Here is a 14,321-nt window from a genome sequence, read left to right on the forward strand (position 1 = left end):
CCACCGATGCAAGCCCTAGCCATCCCGAACCGCGCGGGAGTACCGTCCCGAGACATGATCATCACTCCTCCTGACGTCGACACGGCCACCGGCGAGGCGGCGCGGATGTACGCCGCCGACCGGGATGCGGACGGGGTCGTGTACGGGCACACCCAGGCGATGGCGGTGAACCCCGAGGCGTACCACGCCTTCGAGTCGCTCATCCGCGCGATCGTGCCGTCCATCGGCATCCGCGTGTACGAGGCGGCCACGCTGGGAGCGGCCCGCGCGATCGGCTCCACGCACTGCCTGCTCGCCCACGGCCGCAAGTCGCTGCGCGCCGACGTGGTCGACGAGGCGGGCCTGCACGCGTTCGCCGACGGTGACGACAGTGCGTTCACGCCGGCCGAGCAGTCGGTCATCCGCTACGCCGCGCGCCTCTCCGGCGACGCCGCCACCATGACGGATGCCGACACCGAGGAACTGCGGGCGCACGGCTACGACGACCGGCAGATCGTCGACATCACGCTCGCCGCCGCGGCGCGCAACTACTTCAGCCGGGCGCTGCTGGCCCTGAACGTGCCGCTGGAGGACGTGCCGGGCATGGAGCCCGCGCTGGGCGCCGCGCTGCGGAAGGCGGCGGTGAGCCGATGAGGGGGCCGGATCACCGCCCGGACGGGCGCGACGAGACGAGGGAGGAGCGCGCCGACCGCAACTGGGACGAGCTGATGCAGGAGCTGCGCGTCATGCAGACCGGTACGCAGATCCTCACCGGCTTCCTGCTGGCGGTCGCTTTCCAGCCGCTGTTCGCCGAGCTCGACGGGTTCCAGCGCACGCTGTACGTGCTGCTCGTGCTGCTCGCGGCGACGGCCACCGTCCTCGCCCTCGCCCCGGTCGGCCTGCACCGGTTCCTGTTCGCGCAGCGCCTCAAGCCGGAGCTGGTCAGGGTCGCCGACCGTCTCGTCAAGGCGAATCTGGTGGTGATCGGGGCGGTCACCGTGGGAGTGACGATGCTGATCCTGGACGTCACGCTCTCGCGCACCGTGGCGATGATCGCCGGGGCCGGTGGTCTCGTGCTCGTGGTGGCGCTGTGGCTGCTGCTGCCGCTGATCCTGCGGTGGCGCGCGAATTCCGATTCCTGACGCCGTCGACGGCTGTGCGCGCTGGGAGGTTCGCAAGCGTCAGGTGTGAATGGCCTCACAGACCGCGAGCCGGGGTTGAACCTCGGCGGCATGTTCGGAATCGTGGCCCGGACATCGCGCCGGACGGTGCGGTGTCCGCCACGGAAGGAGAGTCCCATGCTCACCCTGACCGAGAACGCCGCCATGATCGCGACGACCATCGTCGCCCAGCAGAGCACGCAGCCGGATGCCGGTCTGCGCATCCACACGTCCGCAGGGGAGACCGACGCGCCCCGCTTCGCGGTGACCGTCGCCCCCACTCCCGAACCGGGCGACGCCGTGCTCGAGGATGCCGACCTGCGGGTCTTCCTCGAGCAGGCAGCCTCCGAGGCGCTGGCCGACAAGACGCTCGACGCCGCGGTGGACGAGCAGGGCGCCGTGTCGTTCACGCTGCTGCCGCAGCCGGCCTGACCGGCATCCGCTCGGCGCCGTCCGCACGCACAGGAGCCGCCGCGATCCGACAGGACCGCGGCGGCTCCTCGCGTGTGCGGGTCAGCGCCCCGACGGGGTGCGGTTCTCTGCGCTCACCATCCAGGCGAACTGCTCGAGCTTCTCGATCACTGCGTGCAGGATGTCGGCGGAGGTGGGATCCTCCTCGTCCACCTCGTCGTGCACCTTCCGCATGGTGGCGACGGCCGCCTCGAGCCGCTGCGTGACGAGGTCCACGGTGTCCTGCGTGGAGACCTCGCCCGTCGGGAAGGGCGGCAGGGTGGTGGTCTCAGCGATCGTGTCGCTGCGCCCGTCCGGCACGGCGTGCAGTGCCCGCATCCGCTCCGCGACGGTGTCGGCGAAGGCACGAGCGGCCTCGATGATCTCGTCCAACTGACGATGGGTGTCGCGGAAGTTCCGACCGACGACGTTCCAGTGCGCCTGCTTGCCCTGCAGGGAGAGTTCGATCAGGTCGACGAGCACCGCCTGCAGGTTGCCGGTGAGCTGCGCGGAGGCGGTGAACCCCTTCTCGGCGTTCTGCCGCCGCGTGGTCTTGGCGGCGGACGTGCTCGCGCCGCCCTTGGCCGCACCCTTGGTCGTGGTCGACTTCTTCGCTTCTGCCATGCTGGCCTCCTCGTCGTGCGCCGCCGATGCGGCGCGGGGTGGTTCGTCCCAGACCGTATCGGTGCGGCCGAGCGCCCCCGCAGGGGGTTGACAGCCCGCGCGGCCATTGCGCAGGGTGGCGTGCGACGAGAGGAGCAGCACATGACGGACGCCGACGGGCACCCGCAGGTCGAGATCAGCCCCATCCGCGTGGAGGATGCCGGCGAGGTGATGACCCTGCAGCGCGCCGCGTTCGTGTCCGAGGCGCAGATCTACGGCACCGCCGACATGCCGCCGCTCACGCAGACGCTCGACGAGGTTCGGGCGGAGCTCGCGGACTGCATCGGCTGGGTGGCGCGCGTGGACGGCCGGCTGGTGGGTGCGCTCCGCGCCCAGCAGTCGGACGGTCTGCTGCTCATCGGCCGCATCGCGATCGCGCCCGACATGCAGGGCGAGGGCATCGGCCGGATGCTGCTGGAGGCCGCCGAGAACGGCACGCGCGCCACGGAGGCCGAACTGTTCACCGGCAGCCTCAGCGAGGCGAACATCCGACTGTACGAGCGGTGCGGCTACCGGCAGACCGAACGGGTGCCGCAGGGCGACGGCACCGAGCAGGTGTTCATGCGCAAGCGGCTGCGCTGACCCGCCCGGGCCCCGCGCCCTCGCGGTGGGTCATTCCGCCATGCGCTCCCCGTCGGGTGAGAGCACCCACCAGACGTCGTTCACGCCCTGCCCCTTCACGTCGCCCGCCGCGGAGTCGCCCGCGAAGTAGTACAGCGGCCAGCCGTTCAGCGTCAGCTGCATCTCGCCGTCAGGGCCGGCGATCGTGCCGACCTCTCCGGTGACACCCTCCACCTCCGGCGACTCGCTGTCGACGGTCACCACCGGCCAGTTCTGCAGGCACTCCCCCTCGCAGGCGCTCTTGTCCGCACCCTGGGTGTCCTTGTCGAACATGTAGACCGTCATGCCCTCCCCGTCTACGACGATCTCACCGAGCGACGAATCGGCCGTCATGAGTGCGACGTCACCGGCGGGCGTCTCTTCGGAGGGGCTCTCCTGCTCAGCGGGCGGAGCTCCGTACGGGTCGACCGCCTCGTCGCCGCCTCCCCCGCCTCCGGGCGACGGCGAGGAGCAGCCGGCCAGGCCGAGCGTGAGCACGAGCGCGGTGCCGATCAGAGCGCCCCTGATCTTCGAATGCATGTCGAGCCTCCTGTCGTGATGCCGGCTCCGGACGGAACGCGGTCATCGTGGACACGAGCGCGGCTGCGCGCGGGTTCACCTCGGAGCGGAGTCCTCGGGGTCACCGGACAGCAGGACGTCGCCGGTCCTGGCCGCCCTGACCTCCAGCCGATCGATCTCGTCGGCGCGGAGCGCCGTGCCCGCGCTCACCGTCGCGGTGGACTCCGGGAACGCCCGCCAGCTCGACAGTGTGGTCTCCGAGCCGTCCTCACCCACCACGACGAGCAGATACGTCCACCCGTCCGCGGGCGCGTCGGCGGCGTCCTCGTACCGGCAGGTCATGTCGATGCGGGTGCCCCAGGCGACATCCTCCAGCCGGACGGATGCCGACAGCGGGCGGTCCGCGACCGGCTCCAGTGCCACGGTCAGGGAGTCGTCCGGCGAGAGCGAGCGCATCACCGGCACGATGAGTACCGCGGCGATCACCGCTGCGGCCACCCCGAGTGCGGCGATGCGGCGCATCCGCCGACTTCGGCGCGCACGCGCCCGCCCGATGCGGATGATGTCGGCGCGACGTGCGGGATCGGGGGCGGCGCCGACCGGCGCTGCGGCCTCGTCCAGGCGGTCGGCGGGCACCCGCGAGAGCAGGCCGGGGATGGGTGCGAGTTCGGCGATCGCGGTGCGACACCGGTCGCACTGCGCGAGGTGGGCCTCGTAGCGCACGCGGTCGGCGGCGCTCAGCGCGCCGAGCACGTATGCGGCGTCCCACTGCGCGAAGCGGGCGTGGTCGTCGGTCATCGCGTCACTCCCCTCTCCTGCAGCGCCAGTCGCAGCGCCCTGAGCCCGTAGTGCAGCCGCGACTTGACGGTTCCTTCGGGGACGGTGAGGTCCTGCGCGATCTCCGCGACGCTGAGGCCGCGGTAGTAGGCCCGCACCACCACATCCCGGTGCGCCGGCGACAGCACCGCCAGCGCTTCCTCGATGAGCATGGCGTCGAACAGCGCGTCCGTGGCGTCCCGCACCGGCCCGTCCGGCGTCTCCGGCACGGTGATCTCGCGCTGGTGGCGGGCGCTGCGCGCCTCGTCGATCACGAGGTGTCTGGCGACGGTGTACATCCAGGAGCGGGTGGCCTCCGGCTCGTCCGCCAGGATCCGGGGAGTGCGCCACGCGCGCAGGAGCGTCTCCTGGACCACGTCGTCGGCGGCCGCTCTGTCGCCGGTGAGATGCACGACGTAACGCCAGATCGGTCCCGCGTGGGCATCGTAGAGCGCGCCCAGCCGCGCAGCATCGTCATCCGGCATCCGTCACCTCCTGCTCAGGACACGGGAGCGGCGCCCCGAGGGTTCATTCCCGCCGGACGGCACGCTCGTTCCGAGTATGGACCCGTCCGAGTGCGCTGCGGCGGGATTCGTCAAGCCCCCCGACAGTGTGCCGGAGCGCCTCTAATGTCGAAAGCACCTCACCGGCGCACCCGAGCGCGGGGCGGAGAAGAGACGACGATGCCGACGCTTGACGAGACACCCACCGAAGCACTGCTCGAAGGACGCTACCGACTCGGGGAGTGCATCGGCCGGGGCGGCATGGCGGTCGTGCACCGGGCCGAGGACCTCATGCTCGACCGCACGGTCGCGATCAAGATCATGCGCTCCGGGACCGAGGGGCCGGGTGCCGGGGCGCGCACCCGCCGGGAGATGTCGGTGCTGGCATCGCTGAACCATCCCGGCCTGGTCACGCTGCTCGACGCCAGGGTCGTGGAGGGCGGCCCGGAGTACCTGGTGATGGAGTACGTCGACGGCCCGAGCCTGCGGGAGCGGCTGGACGAGGGCCCCCTGACGCCCACCGAGGTCGCCTCCCTCGCGGGCGACCTCGCGGAGGCGCTGCACGCCGTGCACAGTGCGGGCGTGGTGCACCGCGACATCAAGCCGTCCAACGTGCTGCTCGCACCGACCGGGTTCCCGTCGCACCCGTTCCGCGCGAAGCTGGCCGACTTCGGCATCGCACAGCTGTTGGACGGGGCACGGATGACGTCCCCGGGCATGGTGCTCGGCACCCCCGCGTACGTCGCCCCGGAGCAAGCGCGCGGCGCGGCCCCCGCCCCTGCGGCGGACATCTTCGCGCTCGGCGTGGTCCTGCTGGAGGCCTTCACGGGCAAGCGCCCCTTCTCGAACGCGACCCCGGCCGAGGCCATCGCCGCGCGGCAGACGCTGCCGCCGGACATCCCGGACGGTCTCGACCCCCGCTGGGCGGCGCTGCTGCGGCGGATGACGTCGTTGGACCCCGTGCTGCGCCCCACCGCCCTCGAGGTGGCGTCCGCGGTGCGGCCGCTGAGGCCGGAGGGCGACACGCAGCCGTGGAGCGGCGGATCAGCGGCGCCCGGCGCCGCAGCGGGGGCGTCGCTGGTCTCCGCGAACAGTTCGGAGGTCACCGCCGGAGGCGACGACGGCGGTACGCGGACGCTCGTGATGCCTCCGGTGCCGACGGCGAACGCCCGGCCGCGGCGGGCGGGCGGGCGTCTGCGCGTGCTCGCCGCGCTCGGGACGGGGTCGGCGGCGGCGCTGATCGCGGCGGTGGTGTGGGCCAGTTCGCTGGGCGACGGCACGCCCGAGCCGGTCAGCAGCGTTCCTCCGGTGGTGGCGCCCTCGGCGCCCGTCGAACAGGCTCCGGCGGTCGACACCTCCGACGACGACTCCCAGGAGGACGGCGGCGAGCAGGATGACGACGCGCCCCAGCAGAACGAGAAGGAGGCCGCGAAGGCCGCCGAGGAGCAGGCGAAGCAGGCCGAGAAGGCCGCCGAAGAGCAGCGGAAGAAGGCGGAGGAAGCCCAGAAGCAGGCCGAAAAGGCCGCCGAGGAGAAGCAGAAGTCCGGCAAGGGCAACGGCGGCGGCTGAACCGCTCGCCACGCTGCGGTGCCGAGAGTGAACTTTCGGGCGGGCTCCATCGTGAGAAGGAGGGGGCTGTCGCGTCCGGCGTCGCCCCGCGAATGGCAGACAAGGAAGTGAGGCAGCATCATGCACCATGTCACTCGAGCCGCGATCGCCGGCGGGATCTCGTTGCTGGCGGTCTGCGGAGCGGTCGCAGCGAGCGCCGCGCCCGCGGTCCCGCTGAACAACGGGCAGGAGACCACCGACGCCAAGGGCGGCGCGCACGGCATGTTCAGCTACACGATCGACGGCGATCAGTTCTGCTACACGATCGAGGTCGATGGACTCACCACCGCGGCTGCGGCCGCGCACGTGCACCTCGCGCCCCGGGGTGAAGCCGGCCCGATCCGCATCCCGCTCAGCGTGCCGAACGAGACGTCGTTCGACGTGTCGGGCTGCGCGACGGTCTCCGACCCGGCGATCCTCGCCGGAATCCAGGAGGATCCCGGCGACTGGTACGTGAACGTGCACACCCCGACGTACCCCGGCGGTGAGGTGCGCGGCCAGCTGAAGTAGTGGCCGATCGGATGCCGCGTGCGCGCCGGCGCGCGGCATCCGCGCTCAGTCCCAGTCGAGGTACTCCTCGATGATCACGGCGGCGTCGACGGGGTGGGTCGCCGGGAAGAGGTGGTCCGCGCCCTCGAGCGTCTTGAGGCTCGCGCGCTCCGGTGCGGTGGCCTGCAGCTTGTCGCCGGTCGCCGGGACCGTCACCTCGTCGTCGGAGCCCTGGATGATGAGCACCGGCATGACCGGCGGCAGGGGGATGTCGACGTCCTCCACGCCGAGCAGCAGCAGTCCGTTCACGCGGTCGGTGTGCGCGTTCGCGAAGGTGCGCGCGACCGTGCCGCCGAGGCCGTGACCGCCGATCCAGGTGTCCTCGATGCCGAGGTGGTCGATGACCGCCAGAGTGTCGGCGACGCGCTCTTCCAAGGTCTCCTCGCCCTGGGACCCGGAGTCGATCCGCACCACACGGAACCCGGCCTCCTCGGCGAGGTAGTGCGAGATGACGCCCAGCACGTCGGCGTCCAGACCGCGGCCGGGGATCAGCACCAGCGTGACGGGCCCTTCACCCTCGTCGACGTACGCCACGGCACGGCCTGTCGGTTCGAAGATGCTGCTCTCGGTCACGTGCTTCAGTCCTCTCGTGTGGCCGGGGTCACATCAACCTTATCCGGCGCGGCGGGGCGGGTGCGGGGTCCCGTCTCGTGTGACAGAACCCGGACCACCGCGCCTGTGCGCGGCGTGTCGCGCTCCGACACGCCGCGCGCGCCTCGGTTCGTCCGGGATCCGGCACGCCCTGCCCCCGGCATCCGATCAGGGCGAGCGGATGCCGTCAGCCGCAGAACGCGTCCAACGATTCCTTCACCCGCTCGACGGCCTCGACCGTCTCGGGCGCGCGCAGGTCGGCCGAGTCGGCGAGGCGCTGCGCGTTGGACGAGATGAGGTCGCCGATCTCGCCGCCGATGTCGTCGGCAGCGCCCTCGAGCGTGGCGACGAGATCATCGCGCGCAGCGGCGATCTGCTCTTCGCTGGCGTTCCCGTCCGCGAGAAGGGTCTGATACTGCCCGTAGGCGTCGTCGAACGCCGCGCAGATCTCACCGACCGGAACTCCGGCGGCCTCTCCGGCGAGCTGCGTCACCTGCGAGCAGCCGGTGAGGAGTCCGAGAGCGAGGAGCGGAATGATGGCGAGTCGGCGCATACCGCGAGGCTAGCCGGGGAAGCTGTGCGTCGCCGTGGCGCCGGTTCACTCGTCGGTCAACCCGGCCCGCGCGAGGTTCCGCTTCAGCCAGTCGGGCCGGTGGTCGGGTGAGCGCGGGTACTTCCGCTGCTCCGTGAGCCACTCCCGGTCGGCGACGTCGACGTGCCAGGACGGCTCGTCGTCGTAGTTGTACGTCGCCTCCGCTGCGCCGTCACGGCGCACGGTGAGCACCATGGAGAACCACGTGCCGCGGTCGGCCTGGTACATCGCGGCGCGCAGGCGCCTGCGTACCAGCGAGAGGCCCGGCGGGATGTCGGCGGCCACCGAGCTGCCGTCGAGCAGTTCCGCGACAGCGCTGATGTCGGCCACGCCCCCGACCGTCGAGCACTCGTATCGGATGCGTGCCCACCCATCGGGCGCGGCCGCAGCGAGGGCCTGTGCCATCTCGGCGCGCAGGCGCGCCTCGGCGAGGAGCGGGGACTCGGTCGGTTCTAGGTCGGGCGTCTTGGCGTGCACGTCACCATGCTCGCACGTCGCTCACTCGACGTGTTTGGTGTGATCCTCGACGTCGGGTTCGGCGCGGAGGACGTCGGCGATCTCCTCCTCGGGGCGCGGGGCGATCGTCTCATCCTCCTCGAGCTCGGGAATGCTGGGCTCGTCCGGCGCGGGGACGTGCCCGTGCGGAGTCTGGTCGTTGTGGTCGGACACGGCTGTTCCCTCCGTCGATGACACCACAGCGTACGCCGGTCGGGACGCCCACGGCGCGGTCGAGGCGCTGCCCACGAGTAACCTGATCGCGTCGGCGGCGGGCGGAGGGGCGGCGGTCCGATAAGGACGTCGACGGGCGCCTGTCTGGCTCCGCTTCTAGACGACCGCCCCGGTGGGCTCCTCATCCGCGGCAGTCGGCACTCGCCCCTGGAGCGTCGCGAAAGCGACGACTGCGGCTGTGAGCAACACGCCGGCGCTGACCAGAAGCGCAGCCCGATAGCCGTCCACCAGAGCGTCCGCGGTCGCGCTTCCCGTCGCCGCCGTCACTGTGGCGGCGACGCCGGCCAGCAGCGCCAACCCGAGAGCGACGCCGATCTGCTGTGCGGAGTTCAGGAGTGCCGAGGCGATGCCGGCCTTGTCGTGATCGACACGATAGACGGCCGCCTGGGTGAGGGCCATGACACCGAGCCCGAAACCGACGGCGAGAACGAACAGTCCTGGCGCGAACCGGAGCCCGTCACCGTGGTCGCCCACGGCCCACCAGATCCACAGGGCGCCCACTACGCTGAGGAGCCCTCCTGTCGCAGTGACGTAACGCGGCGCGATCGTGAGCAGCACTCTCGGCGCCGCGCCAGCCCCGACGATGATGCCCGCCGCGAACGGCAGCATCGACAGACCGGTGACAAGCGGTGAGTACGCCTGCACCTGCTGCAGGTAGAGCGTGGCGATGTAGAGGATGCCCATGGGTCCGATCGCGAGGCCGAGCATCGTCAGATATGCCCCTGTGCGGTTGCGATCGCGGAAGAGTGCGAGCGGCACGAGCGGGTTGGCGACGCGGCGCTGGGTGAGTACGAACACCACCAGCAGGGCGACGGCGAGACCGATGAGAGCGTAGCCTGCGGAATCGGTGAGCCCGGCTTCAGCGAACCGCGTGATCGCGTAGACGACAGCGACCATGCCACCCGTGCCGAGAACCGCGCCGAGGGCGCCCACGCGTCCAGCGTGCGGGTTCGCAGCCACGAGAGTGCGGCTGCCCAGCAGCACCAGCACGCCGATGGGGATGTTGATGAAGAAGACCCACCTCCAGCCGAGGAGATCGGTCAGGACGCCACCCAGGAGCACCCCCACCACGATGCCGATGCCGGACATCGCGCCGTACAGGGACAACGCGGCGTCGCGCATCTTCCGACTGTCGAACGTCGTCGCGATCAGCGCCAGCGCGTTGGGTGCAACGAGCGCGGCGCCGATCCCCTGAGCCACTCTGGCAGCGATGAGCACGGCCGTGGTCTGGCCCAGACCTCCGGCGAGCGAGGCCAGCACGAACACTGCCAGTCCGAGTTGGAGCGTGCGCCGGCGTCCCCAGAGGTCCCCGATGCGCCCGCCGAGGAGCAGGAGCGAGCCGAACGCGAGGATGTAGCCGTTGATCACCCACGGCAGATGCACCGGATGCACATCGAGTTCGCGCTGGATGCTCGGCAGGGCGATATTCACGATCGAGTCGTCAAGCACCAGCATCAGCTGCGCTGTCGCGATCACCAGCAGGGGCACGAGGCTGGATGCTGCTTTCGTCGACGACATCCGTCACTCTCCTTCTCGGGTGTGAGACGCAGTCTCCACATCGGGGATACCCTCGTGGGGTATATTGTCAAGAGTACCAGATACCCCAGGAGGGTATACCGCTCGACAAGCAGAGGAACAGGATGCACTCCCACAACGACGAAGCCCGCTTCATGGCCGACATCAAAGAAGCAGCTCCGGAGATGGTCTCGGCCTTCTTCGCGTTCGACAAGGCGGTGTTCAGCAAGAACGTCGGCAAGCTCGACCTGGTCACCCGCGAGCTCATCGCTGTGGGCGTCGCGGTGACGACCCAGTGCGCGTTCTGCATCGAAGACCACGCCAAGCGAGCCGTCAAGGCCGGAGCATCCAAGGCCGACGTCGCCGAAGCGGTCATGGTCGCGACTGCACTGCGGGCGGGCGGTGGCGTGACGCACGGCTGGAAGGCGATGAATAGTCTCGCCGAGGACGAGTAGCCTGCGGCGCGGCTCGAGAACTCTGAGTTGACGTCAGGAGAAGAGCTGACGGAGGTCGTCAAGATCGCCGGAGTCGACCACCTTCTGGACGGCATCGACGGTTTCCTGGTCCGTGAACATGCCCTCGAGCGTGTCGTTCCAAATCGCCCGCACTGTGTCCACATCCCGGGCGTCAACCGCCGCACCCGCGGGCTCGACTGCTTGCTCGTACGGAATCTGCTGGAACCCAGCGGGTGCGTCAATGGGACCGTGGTAGCGCGTTTCGTCTCGCCTTCGGCTCGCTCAACGACCGGGCTGATCCGACTCTGCCCCGGTTCGACGCGTTTCGTCTCGCTTCGCTCGCTCAACGACCGGAGGAGGCGATCAGACGTTGAAGCGGAACTCCACCACGTCGCCGTCCTGCATGACGTAGTCCTTGCCCTCCAGGCGCGCCTTGCCGCGGGCGCGGGCCTCGGCCACGGATCCCGCGGCGACCAGGTCGTCGAACGAGATCACCTCGGCCTTGATGAAGCCCTTCTCGAAGTCGGTGTGGATGACACCGGCGGCCTGCGGGGCCTTCCAGCCCTTGCCGATGGTCCACGCGCGGGCCTCCTTCGGCCCCGCCGTGAGGTAGGTCTGGAGGCCGAGGGTGTCGAAGCCGATGCGGGCGAGCTGGTCGAGGCCGGACTCCTCCTGACCGGTGGAGGCGAGCAGCTCGGCGGCATCCTCCGGGTCGAGGTCGATGAGCTCCGACTCGATCTTCGCGTCGAGGAAGATCGCCTTCGCCGGCGCGACCAGCGCCTCCAGTTCGGCCTTGCGAGCGGCATCCGTCAGCACCGACTCGTCGACGTTGAAGACGAAGATCACCGGCTTCGCGGTGAGCAGGCCGAGCTCCTTGATGGGCGCGAGGTCGATCCCGCTGACCGACAGCAGCTGCCCGCGCTCCAGCGCGTCCTGCGCGGCCTTCGCGGTCTCAAGCACGACGGGGTCGGTCTTCTTGCCACGCACCTCTTTCTCGATGCGGACGATCGCCTTCTCGAGGGTCTGCAGGTCGGCGAGCATCAGCTCGGCGTTGATCGTCTCCAGGTCGCCCTGCGGGTTGATCGCGCCTTCGACGTGCACCACGTCGTCGTCGGCGAAGCCACGGACCACCTGCGCGATGGCATCCGCCTCACGGATGTTGGCGAGGAACTGGTTGCCCAGCCCCTCCCCCTCGCTCGCGCCACGCACGATGCCGGCGATGTCGACGAACGACACCGTGGCCGGCAGGATGCGCTCGCTGTGGAAGATATCGGCGAGGGTGTTCAGCCGCGCGTCGGGCAGGTTCACCACGCCCACGTTCGGCTCGATGGTGGCGAACGGGTAGTTCGCCGCGAGCACGTCGTTCTTGGTGAGCGCGTTGAAAAGGGTGGACTTGCCGACGTTGGGCAGGCCGACGATGCCGATAGTGAGAGCCACGGGTCACGAGTCTACCGGCGGGACGTTGCACCCCGCCCCCGCAGATCGATGGGCCTGGCCGACCGACGCCCCCGAGCGCATACTGAAGCCGTGAACGACTGCTGCGCATCGCACACGCCGGGCGGATACGACCGCGAGTTCGGCGATCGGTTCGCCCGACGGCTCGCGCGCGGTTATCGCCGCCGAGGTCTCACGGAGACGGCGCTTCACATCGTGGACTTCGCGTCGCACGCGGGACTCGAAGGGACGTCGGTCCTGGAGATCGGAGGCGGAATCGGGGACATCCAGCTCGAGCTCGTCAAGCGGGGCGCCTCGAAGGCGACCAACCTCGAGCTGTCCACCGGTTACGAGAGCGAGGCGCGGCGACTGCTGGACGAGGCAGGCCTCGGCGAACGCGTCGAGCGGCTGCTCGGCGTCGACCTGGCCGTCTCGCCCGACGCCGTCGAGCCCGCCGATCTCGTCGTGCTCAACCGCGTGGTCTGCTGCTACCCCGACTACGCACGGCTGCTGAGCGCCGCGGCGAGCCGCGCCCGCCACGCGGTCGTTTTCAGCTTCCCGCCCAGAAACTGGTTCACCCGCGCGGGGACCGCCGCCGTCAACCTGTGGTGTCGCCTCCGACGGAGTGAGTACCGCGGATTCGTCCACTCCCCGGATGCCATGGTCGCGGTGCTGGAGCGCCATGGATTCGCGCCGCGCTATCGGCACACCGGTCGCTTTTGGAGCGTCGTCGGCGCCGTTCGCGCGTGACGCGGCAGTCTCACCCGACGCGCACCGCGCGGTAGGCGGCCGTCACGTACGGCATGTCGATCGTGCCCTCGCCGAGGCCCAGCTCGTCGAACAGCCGGTCCATCTCGCGGGCGATCCGCTCCTTCTCGTCCTGCGGCGCCGTGATCACGTAGCTGCGGCTGCCTGCCATGTCGTGCAACTGCGCTCTGGTCATCGGCCGCCGCCACTCCCACCGCCGCTCCTCCGGGATGCCGAACGGCGCGGTCACCACCGGACCGTCCCCTGCCACCATCTCCTCGGCCGGGCTGCCGTGCATGATCGCGGTGAGGCCGCGCACCCAGTCGACGCGTTCGTCGCACACGTTCCAGATCAGCCCCAGCACGCCACCGGGGCGCACCACCCTGCCGATCTCGGACAAGGCGGCGGCCGGGTCCACCCAGTGCCACGCCTGACCCAGCACCACGGCGTCGACCGACGCGTCCGGCAGCGGCAGTCGCTCCGCCGTGCCCTGCAGCGTCCGCACACCCGGCGACGTCGCCGTCAGCCGCTCCAGCATCCCGGCATCCGGGTCGACCGCGACGAGCTCCACGTCGGTGACCTCTGCGACGGCACGGGTGAGCTTGCCGGTGCCCGCGCCCACGTCGGCGACGCTCCGCACCGGAGCCCCCGGCTCCAGCATCCAGCCGACCGCTTCGCGGGGGTAGTCGGGGCGCCCCGACTCGTACCGGTGCCCCTCCGCACCGAATGACGTCGCTCGTTCATCAGCCATATCGCCACCCTACGGCGCGCCTCAGCCCCGCGCCGGGCGACGCCCGCGAGGGTGGTGGCGTGCCCCTGGACTTCACCGCGATCGACTTCGAGACGGCGAACTCCAGCCCCGCATCCGCCTGCTCCGTGGGGCTCGTGCGGGTGCGCGGCGGTGAGATCGTCGCGCAGACCGGGTGGCTGATCCGTCCACCGGCCGGCCACGACGATTTCAACGAGTGGAACGTGAAGATCCACGGCATCCGCCGGCAGGACGTCGCCACCGCGCTCACCTGGGCGCAGCAGATCGACCGGCTGTGCGCGTTCGCCGGGGCGGACGTGCTCGTCGCCCACAACGCCGGCTTCGACCTGAACGTGCTGCGGCGCGCCTGCGAGGCGACCGGCCTGGCCGCTCCCCCGTACCGTTCGCTGTGCTCGCTCGCGGTCGCGCGAAAGACCTACCAGCTGGACTCGTACCGACTCCCGAAGGCGGCCGAGGCAGCCGGTTTCGGGGCGTTCCCGCATCACGACGCACTCGCCGACGCGCGCGCCTGCGCGCACATCGTGATCGACGCCGCCCGCCGTGCCGGTGCGACCGACATCGACGACCTCGCCGAGGCGCTGGGTGTCGCGCTCGGCGGGCCCGCGCTGGCGGACGCGGAACGCGCGGTGGCGTGACACGACC

20 protein-coding genes are annotated in these 14,321 nt (G+C 70.7%); 9 read left to right on the forward strand and 11 right to left on the reverse strand.

Features of this window, described 5'->3' with window-relative positions; all coding sequences use genetic code 11:
- Window positions 1–54: 54 nt before the first annotated feature.
- The 3 genes from RIF65_RS00220 to RIF65_RS00230 all read left to right on the forward strand — a co-directional run bounded on the left by RIF65_RS00220 (window position 55) and on the right by RIF65_RS00230 (window position 1,571).
- A complete protein-coding gene (locus tag RIF65_RS00220; RefSeq protein ID WP_309066577.1) occupies window positions 55–633 on the forward strand; it encodes a carboxymuconolactone decarboxylase family protein in 579 nt (192 codons plus the stop codon).
- Window positions 630–1,121, forward strand: a complete 492-nt coding sequence (locus tag RIF65_RS00225; RefSeq protein ID WP_309066576.1) for a DUF6328 family protein — start codon at window positions 630–632, stop codon at window positions 1,119–1,121. The genes RIF65_RS00220 and RIF65_RS00225 overlap by 4 nt, the downstream gene beginning before the upstream one ends.
- Window positions 1,122–1,277: 156 nt before the next feature.
- A complete protein-coding gene (locus RIF65_RS00230) occupies window positions 1,278–1,571 on the forward strand; it encodes a Fe-S cluster assembly protein HesB (protein WP_309066575.1) in 294 nt (97 codons plus the stop codon).
- Window positions 1,572–1,652: 81 nt separating this feature from the next.
- Here the strand turns inward: RIF65_RS00230 and RIF65_RS00235 are convergent, their stop codons facing one another.
- A complete protein-coding gene (locus RIF65_RS00235) occupies window positions 1,653–2,213 on the reverse strand; it encodes a Dps family protein (protein WP_309066574.1) in 561 nt (186 codons plus the stop codon).
- Window positions 2,214–2,354: 141 nt separating this feature from the next.
- Here RIF65_RS00235 and RIF65_RS00240 point away from each other — a divergent pair, with 141 nt between their 5' ends.
- Window positions 2,355–2,834, forward strand: coding sequence for a GNAT family N-acetyltransferase (locus tag RIF65_RS00240; protein WP_309066573.1), 480 nt, complete (start codon window positions 2,355–2,357; stop codon window positions 2,832–2,834).
- A gap of 30 nt (window positions 2,835–2,864) precedes the next feature.
- Here RIF65_RS00240 and RIF65_RS00245 read toward each other — a convergent pair whose 3' ends face one another.
- From RIF65_RS00245 to RIF65_RS00255, 3 genes are all read right to left on the reverse strand, one after another.
- Window positions 2,865–3,392, reverse strand: a complete 528-nt coding sequence (locus RIF65_RS00245) for a COG4315 family predicted lipoprotein (RefSeq protein ID WP_309066572.1) — start codon at window positions 3,390–3,392, stop codon at window positions 2,865–2,867.
- Window positions 3,393–3,467: 75 nt separating this feature from the next.
- The gene (locus RIF65_RS00250; protein WP_309066571.1) at window positions 3,468–4,169 is read right to left on the reverse strand and encodes an anti-sigma factor family protein; all 702 of its coding nucleotides are present in this window, start codon (window positions 4,167–4,169) and stop codon (window positions 3,468–3,470) included.
- On the reverse strand, window positions 4,166–4,672 hold the full coding sequence (locus RIF65_RS00255; RefSeq protein WP_309066570.1) for a sigma-70 family RNA polymerase sigma factor: 507 nt from the start codon (window positions 4,670–4,672) through the stop codon (window positions 4,166–4,168). Before RIF65_RS00255 ends, RIF65_RS00250 begins: the two co-directional genes overlap by 4 nt.
- Before the next feature lie 198 nt (window positions 4,673–4,870).
- On the opposite strand from RIF65_RS00255, the gene RIF65_RS00260 reads away from it, so the two are divergent.
- Entirely contained in the window at window positions 4,871–6,259 is a 1,389-nt protein-coding gene (locus tag RIF65_RS00260) for a serine/threonine-protein kinase (RefSeq protein WP_309066569.1), read from the forward strand.
- A gap of 120 nt (window positions 6,260–6,379) precedes the next feature.
- Window positions 6,380–6,808, forward strand: a complete 429-nt coding sequence (locus RIF65_RS00265; RefSeq protein ID WP_309066568.1) for a CHRD domain-containing protein — start codon at window positions 6,380–6,382, stop codon at window positions 6,806–6,808.
- A 45-nt stretch (window positions 6,809–6,853) separates the two neighbouring features.
- Here RIF65_RS00265 and RIF65_RS00270 read toward each other — a convergent pair whose 3' ends face one another.
- The 5 genes from RIF65_RS00270 to RIF65_RS00290 form a co-directional block, all read right to left on the reverse strand.
- Complete coding sequence (locus RIF65_RS00270; RefSeq protein WP_309066567.1) at window positions 6,854–7,420, reverse strand: alpha/beta fold hydrolase; 567 nt, start codon at window positions 7,418–7,420, stop codon at window positions 6,854–6,856.
- Between the two features lie 205 nt (window positions 7,421–7,625).
- On the reverse strand, window positions 7,626–7,991 hold the full coding sequence (locus tag RIF65_RS00275) for a hypothetical protein (RefSeq protein WP_309066566.1): 366 nt from the start codon (window positions 7,989–7,991) through the stop codon (window positions 7,626–7,628).
- Window positions 7,992–8,036: 45 nt separating this feature from the next.
- Window positions 8,037–8,507, reverse strand: coding sequence for a hypothetical protein (locus RIF65_RS00280; RefSeq protein ID WP_309066565.1), 471 nt, complete (start codon window positions 8,505–8,507; stop codon window positions 8,037–8,039).
- A gap of 21 nt (window positions 8,508–8,528) precedes the next feature.
- On the reverse strand, window positions 8,529–8,699 hold the full coding sequence (locus RIF65_RS00285) for a hypothetical protein (protein ID WP_309066564.1): 171 nt from the start codon (window positions 8,697–8,699) through the stop codon (window positions 8,529–8,531).
- A 156-nt stretch (window positions 8,700–8,855) separates the two neighbouring features.
- A complete protein-coding gene (locus tag RIF65_RS00290) occupies window positions 8,856–10,277 on the reverse strand; it encodes an MFS transporter (RefSeq protein ID WP_309066563.1) in 1,422 nt (473 codons plus the stop codon).
- 122 nt (window positions 10,278–10,399) lie between these two features.
- On the opposite strand from RIF65_RS00290, the gene RIF65_RS00295 reads away from it, so the two are divergent.
- Entirely contained in the window at window positions 10,400–10,729 is a 330-nt protein-coding gene (locus RIF65_RS00295; protein ID WP_309066562.1) for a carboxymuconolactone decarboxylase family protein, read from the forward strand.
- Window positions 10,730–11,092: 363 nt separating this feature from the next.
- Here RIF65_RS00295 and ychF read toward each other — a convergent pair whose 3' ends face one another.
- The gene (gene ychF / locus RIF65_RS00300; protein WP_309066560.1) at window positions 11,093–12,166 is read right to left on the reverse strand and encodes a redox-regulated ATPase YchF; all 1,074 of its coding nucleotides are present in this window, start codon (window positions 12,164–12,166) and stop codon (window positions 11,093–11,095) included.
- 90 nt (window positions 12,167–12,256) lie between these two features.
- Here ychF and RIF65_RS00305 point away from each other — a divergent pair, with 90 nt between their 5' ends.
- Window positions 12,257–12,913 (forward strand): methyltransferase domain-containing protein, encoded by a 657-nt coding sequence (locus RIF65_RS00305; protein WP_309066559.1) that lies wholly within the window; start codon window positions 12,257–12,259, stop codon window positions 12,911–12,913.
- A 10-nt stretch (window positions 12,914–12,923) separates the two neighbouring features.
- Here RIF65_RS00305 and RIF65_RS00310 read toward each other — a convergent pair whose 3' ends face one another.
- On the reverse strand, window positions 12,924–13,661 hold the full coding sequence (locus RIF65_RS00310) for a class I SAM-dependent methyltransferase (protein ID WP_309066558.1): 738 nt from the start codon (window positions 13,659–13,661) through the stop codon (window positions 12,924–12,926).
- Window positions 13,662–13,720: 59 nt separating this feature from the next.
- Here RIF65_RS00310 and RIF65_RS00315 point away from each other — a divergent pair, with 59 nt between their 5' ends.
- Window positions 13,721–14,314, forward strand: coding sequence for a 3'-5' exonuclease (locus RIF65_RS00315; protein WP_309066557.1), 594 nt, complete (start codon window positions 13,721–13,723; stop codon window positions 14,312–14,314).
- Window positions 14,315–14,321 lie beyond the last annotated feature (7 nt).

Source organism: Microbacterium sp. (assembly GCF_031180975.1).
In the GTDB taxonomy this organism is placed as follows: Bacteria; Actinomycetota; Actinomycetes; order Actinomycetales; family Microbacteriaceae; genus Microbacterium.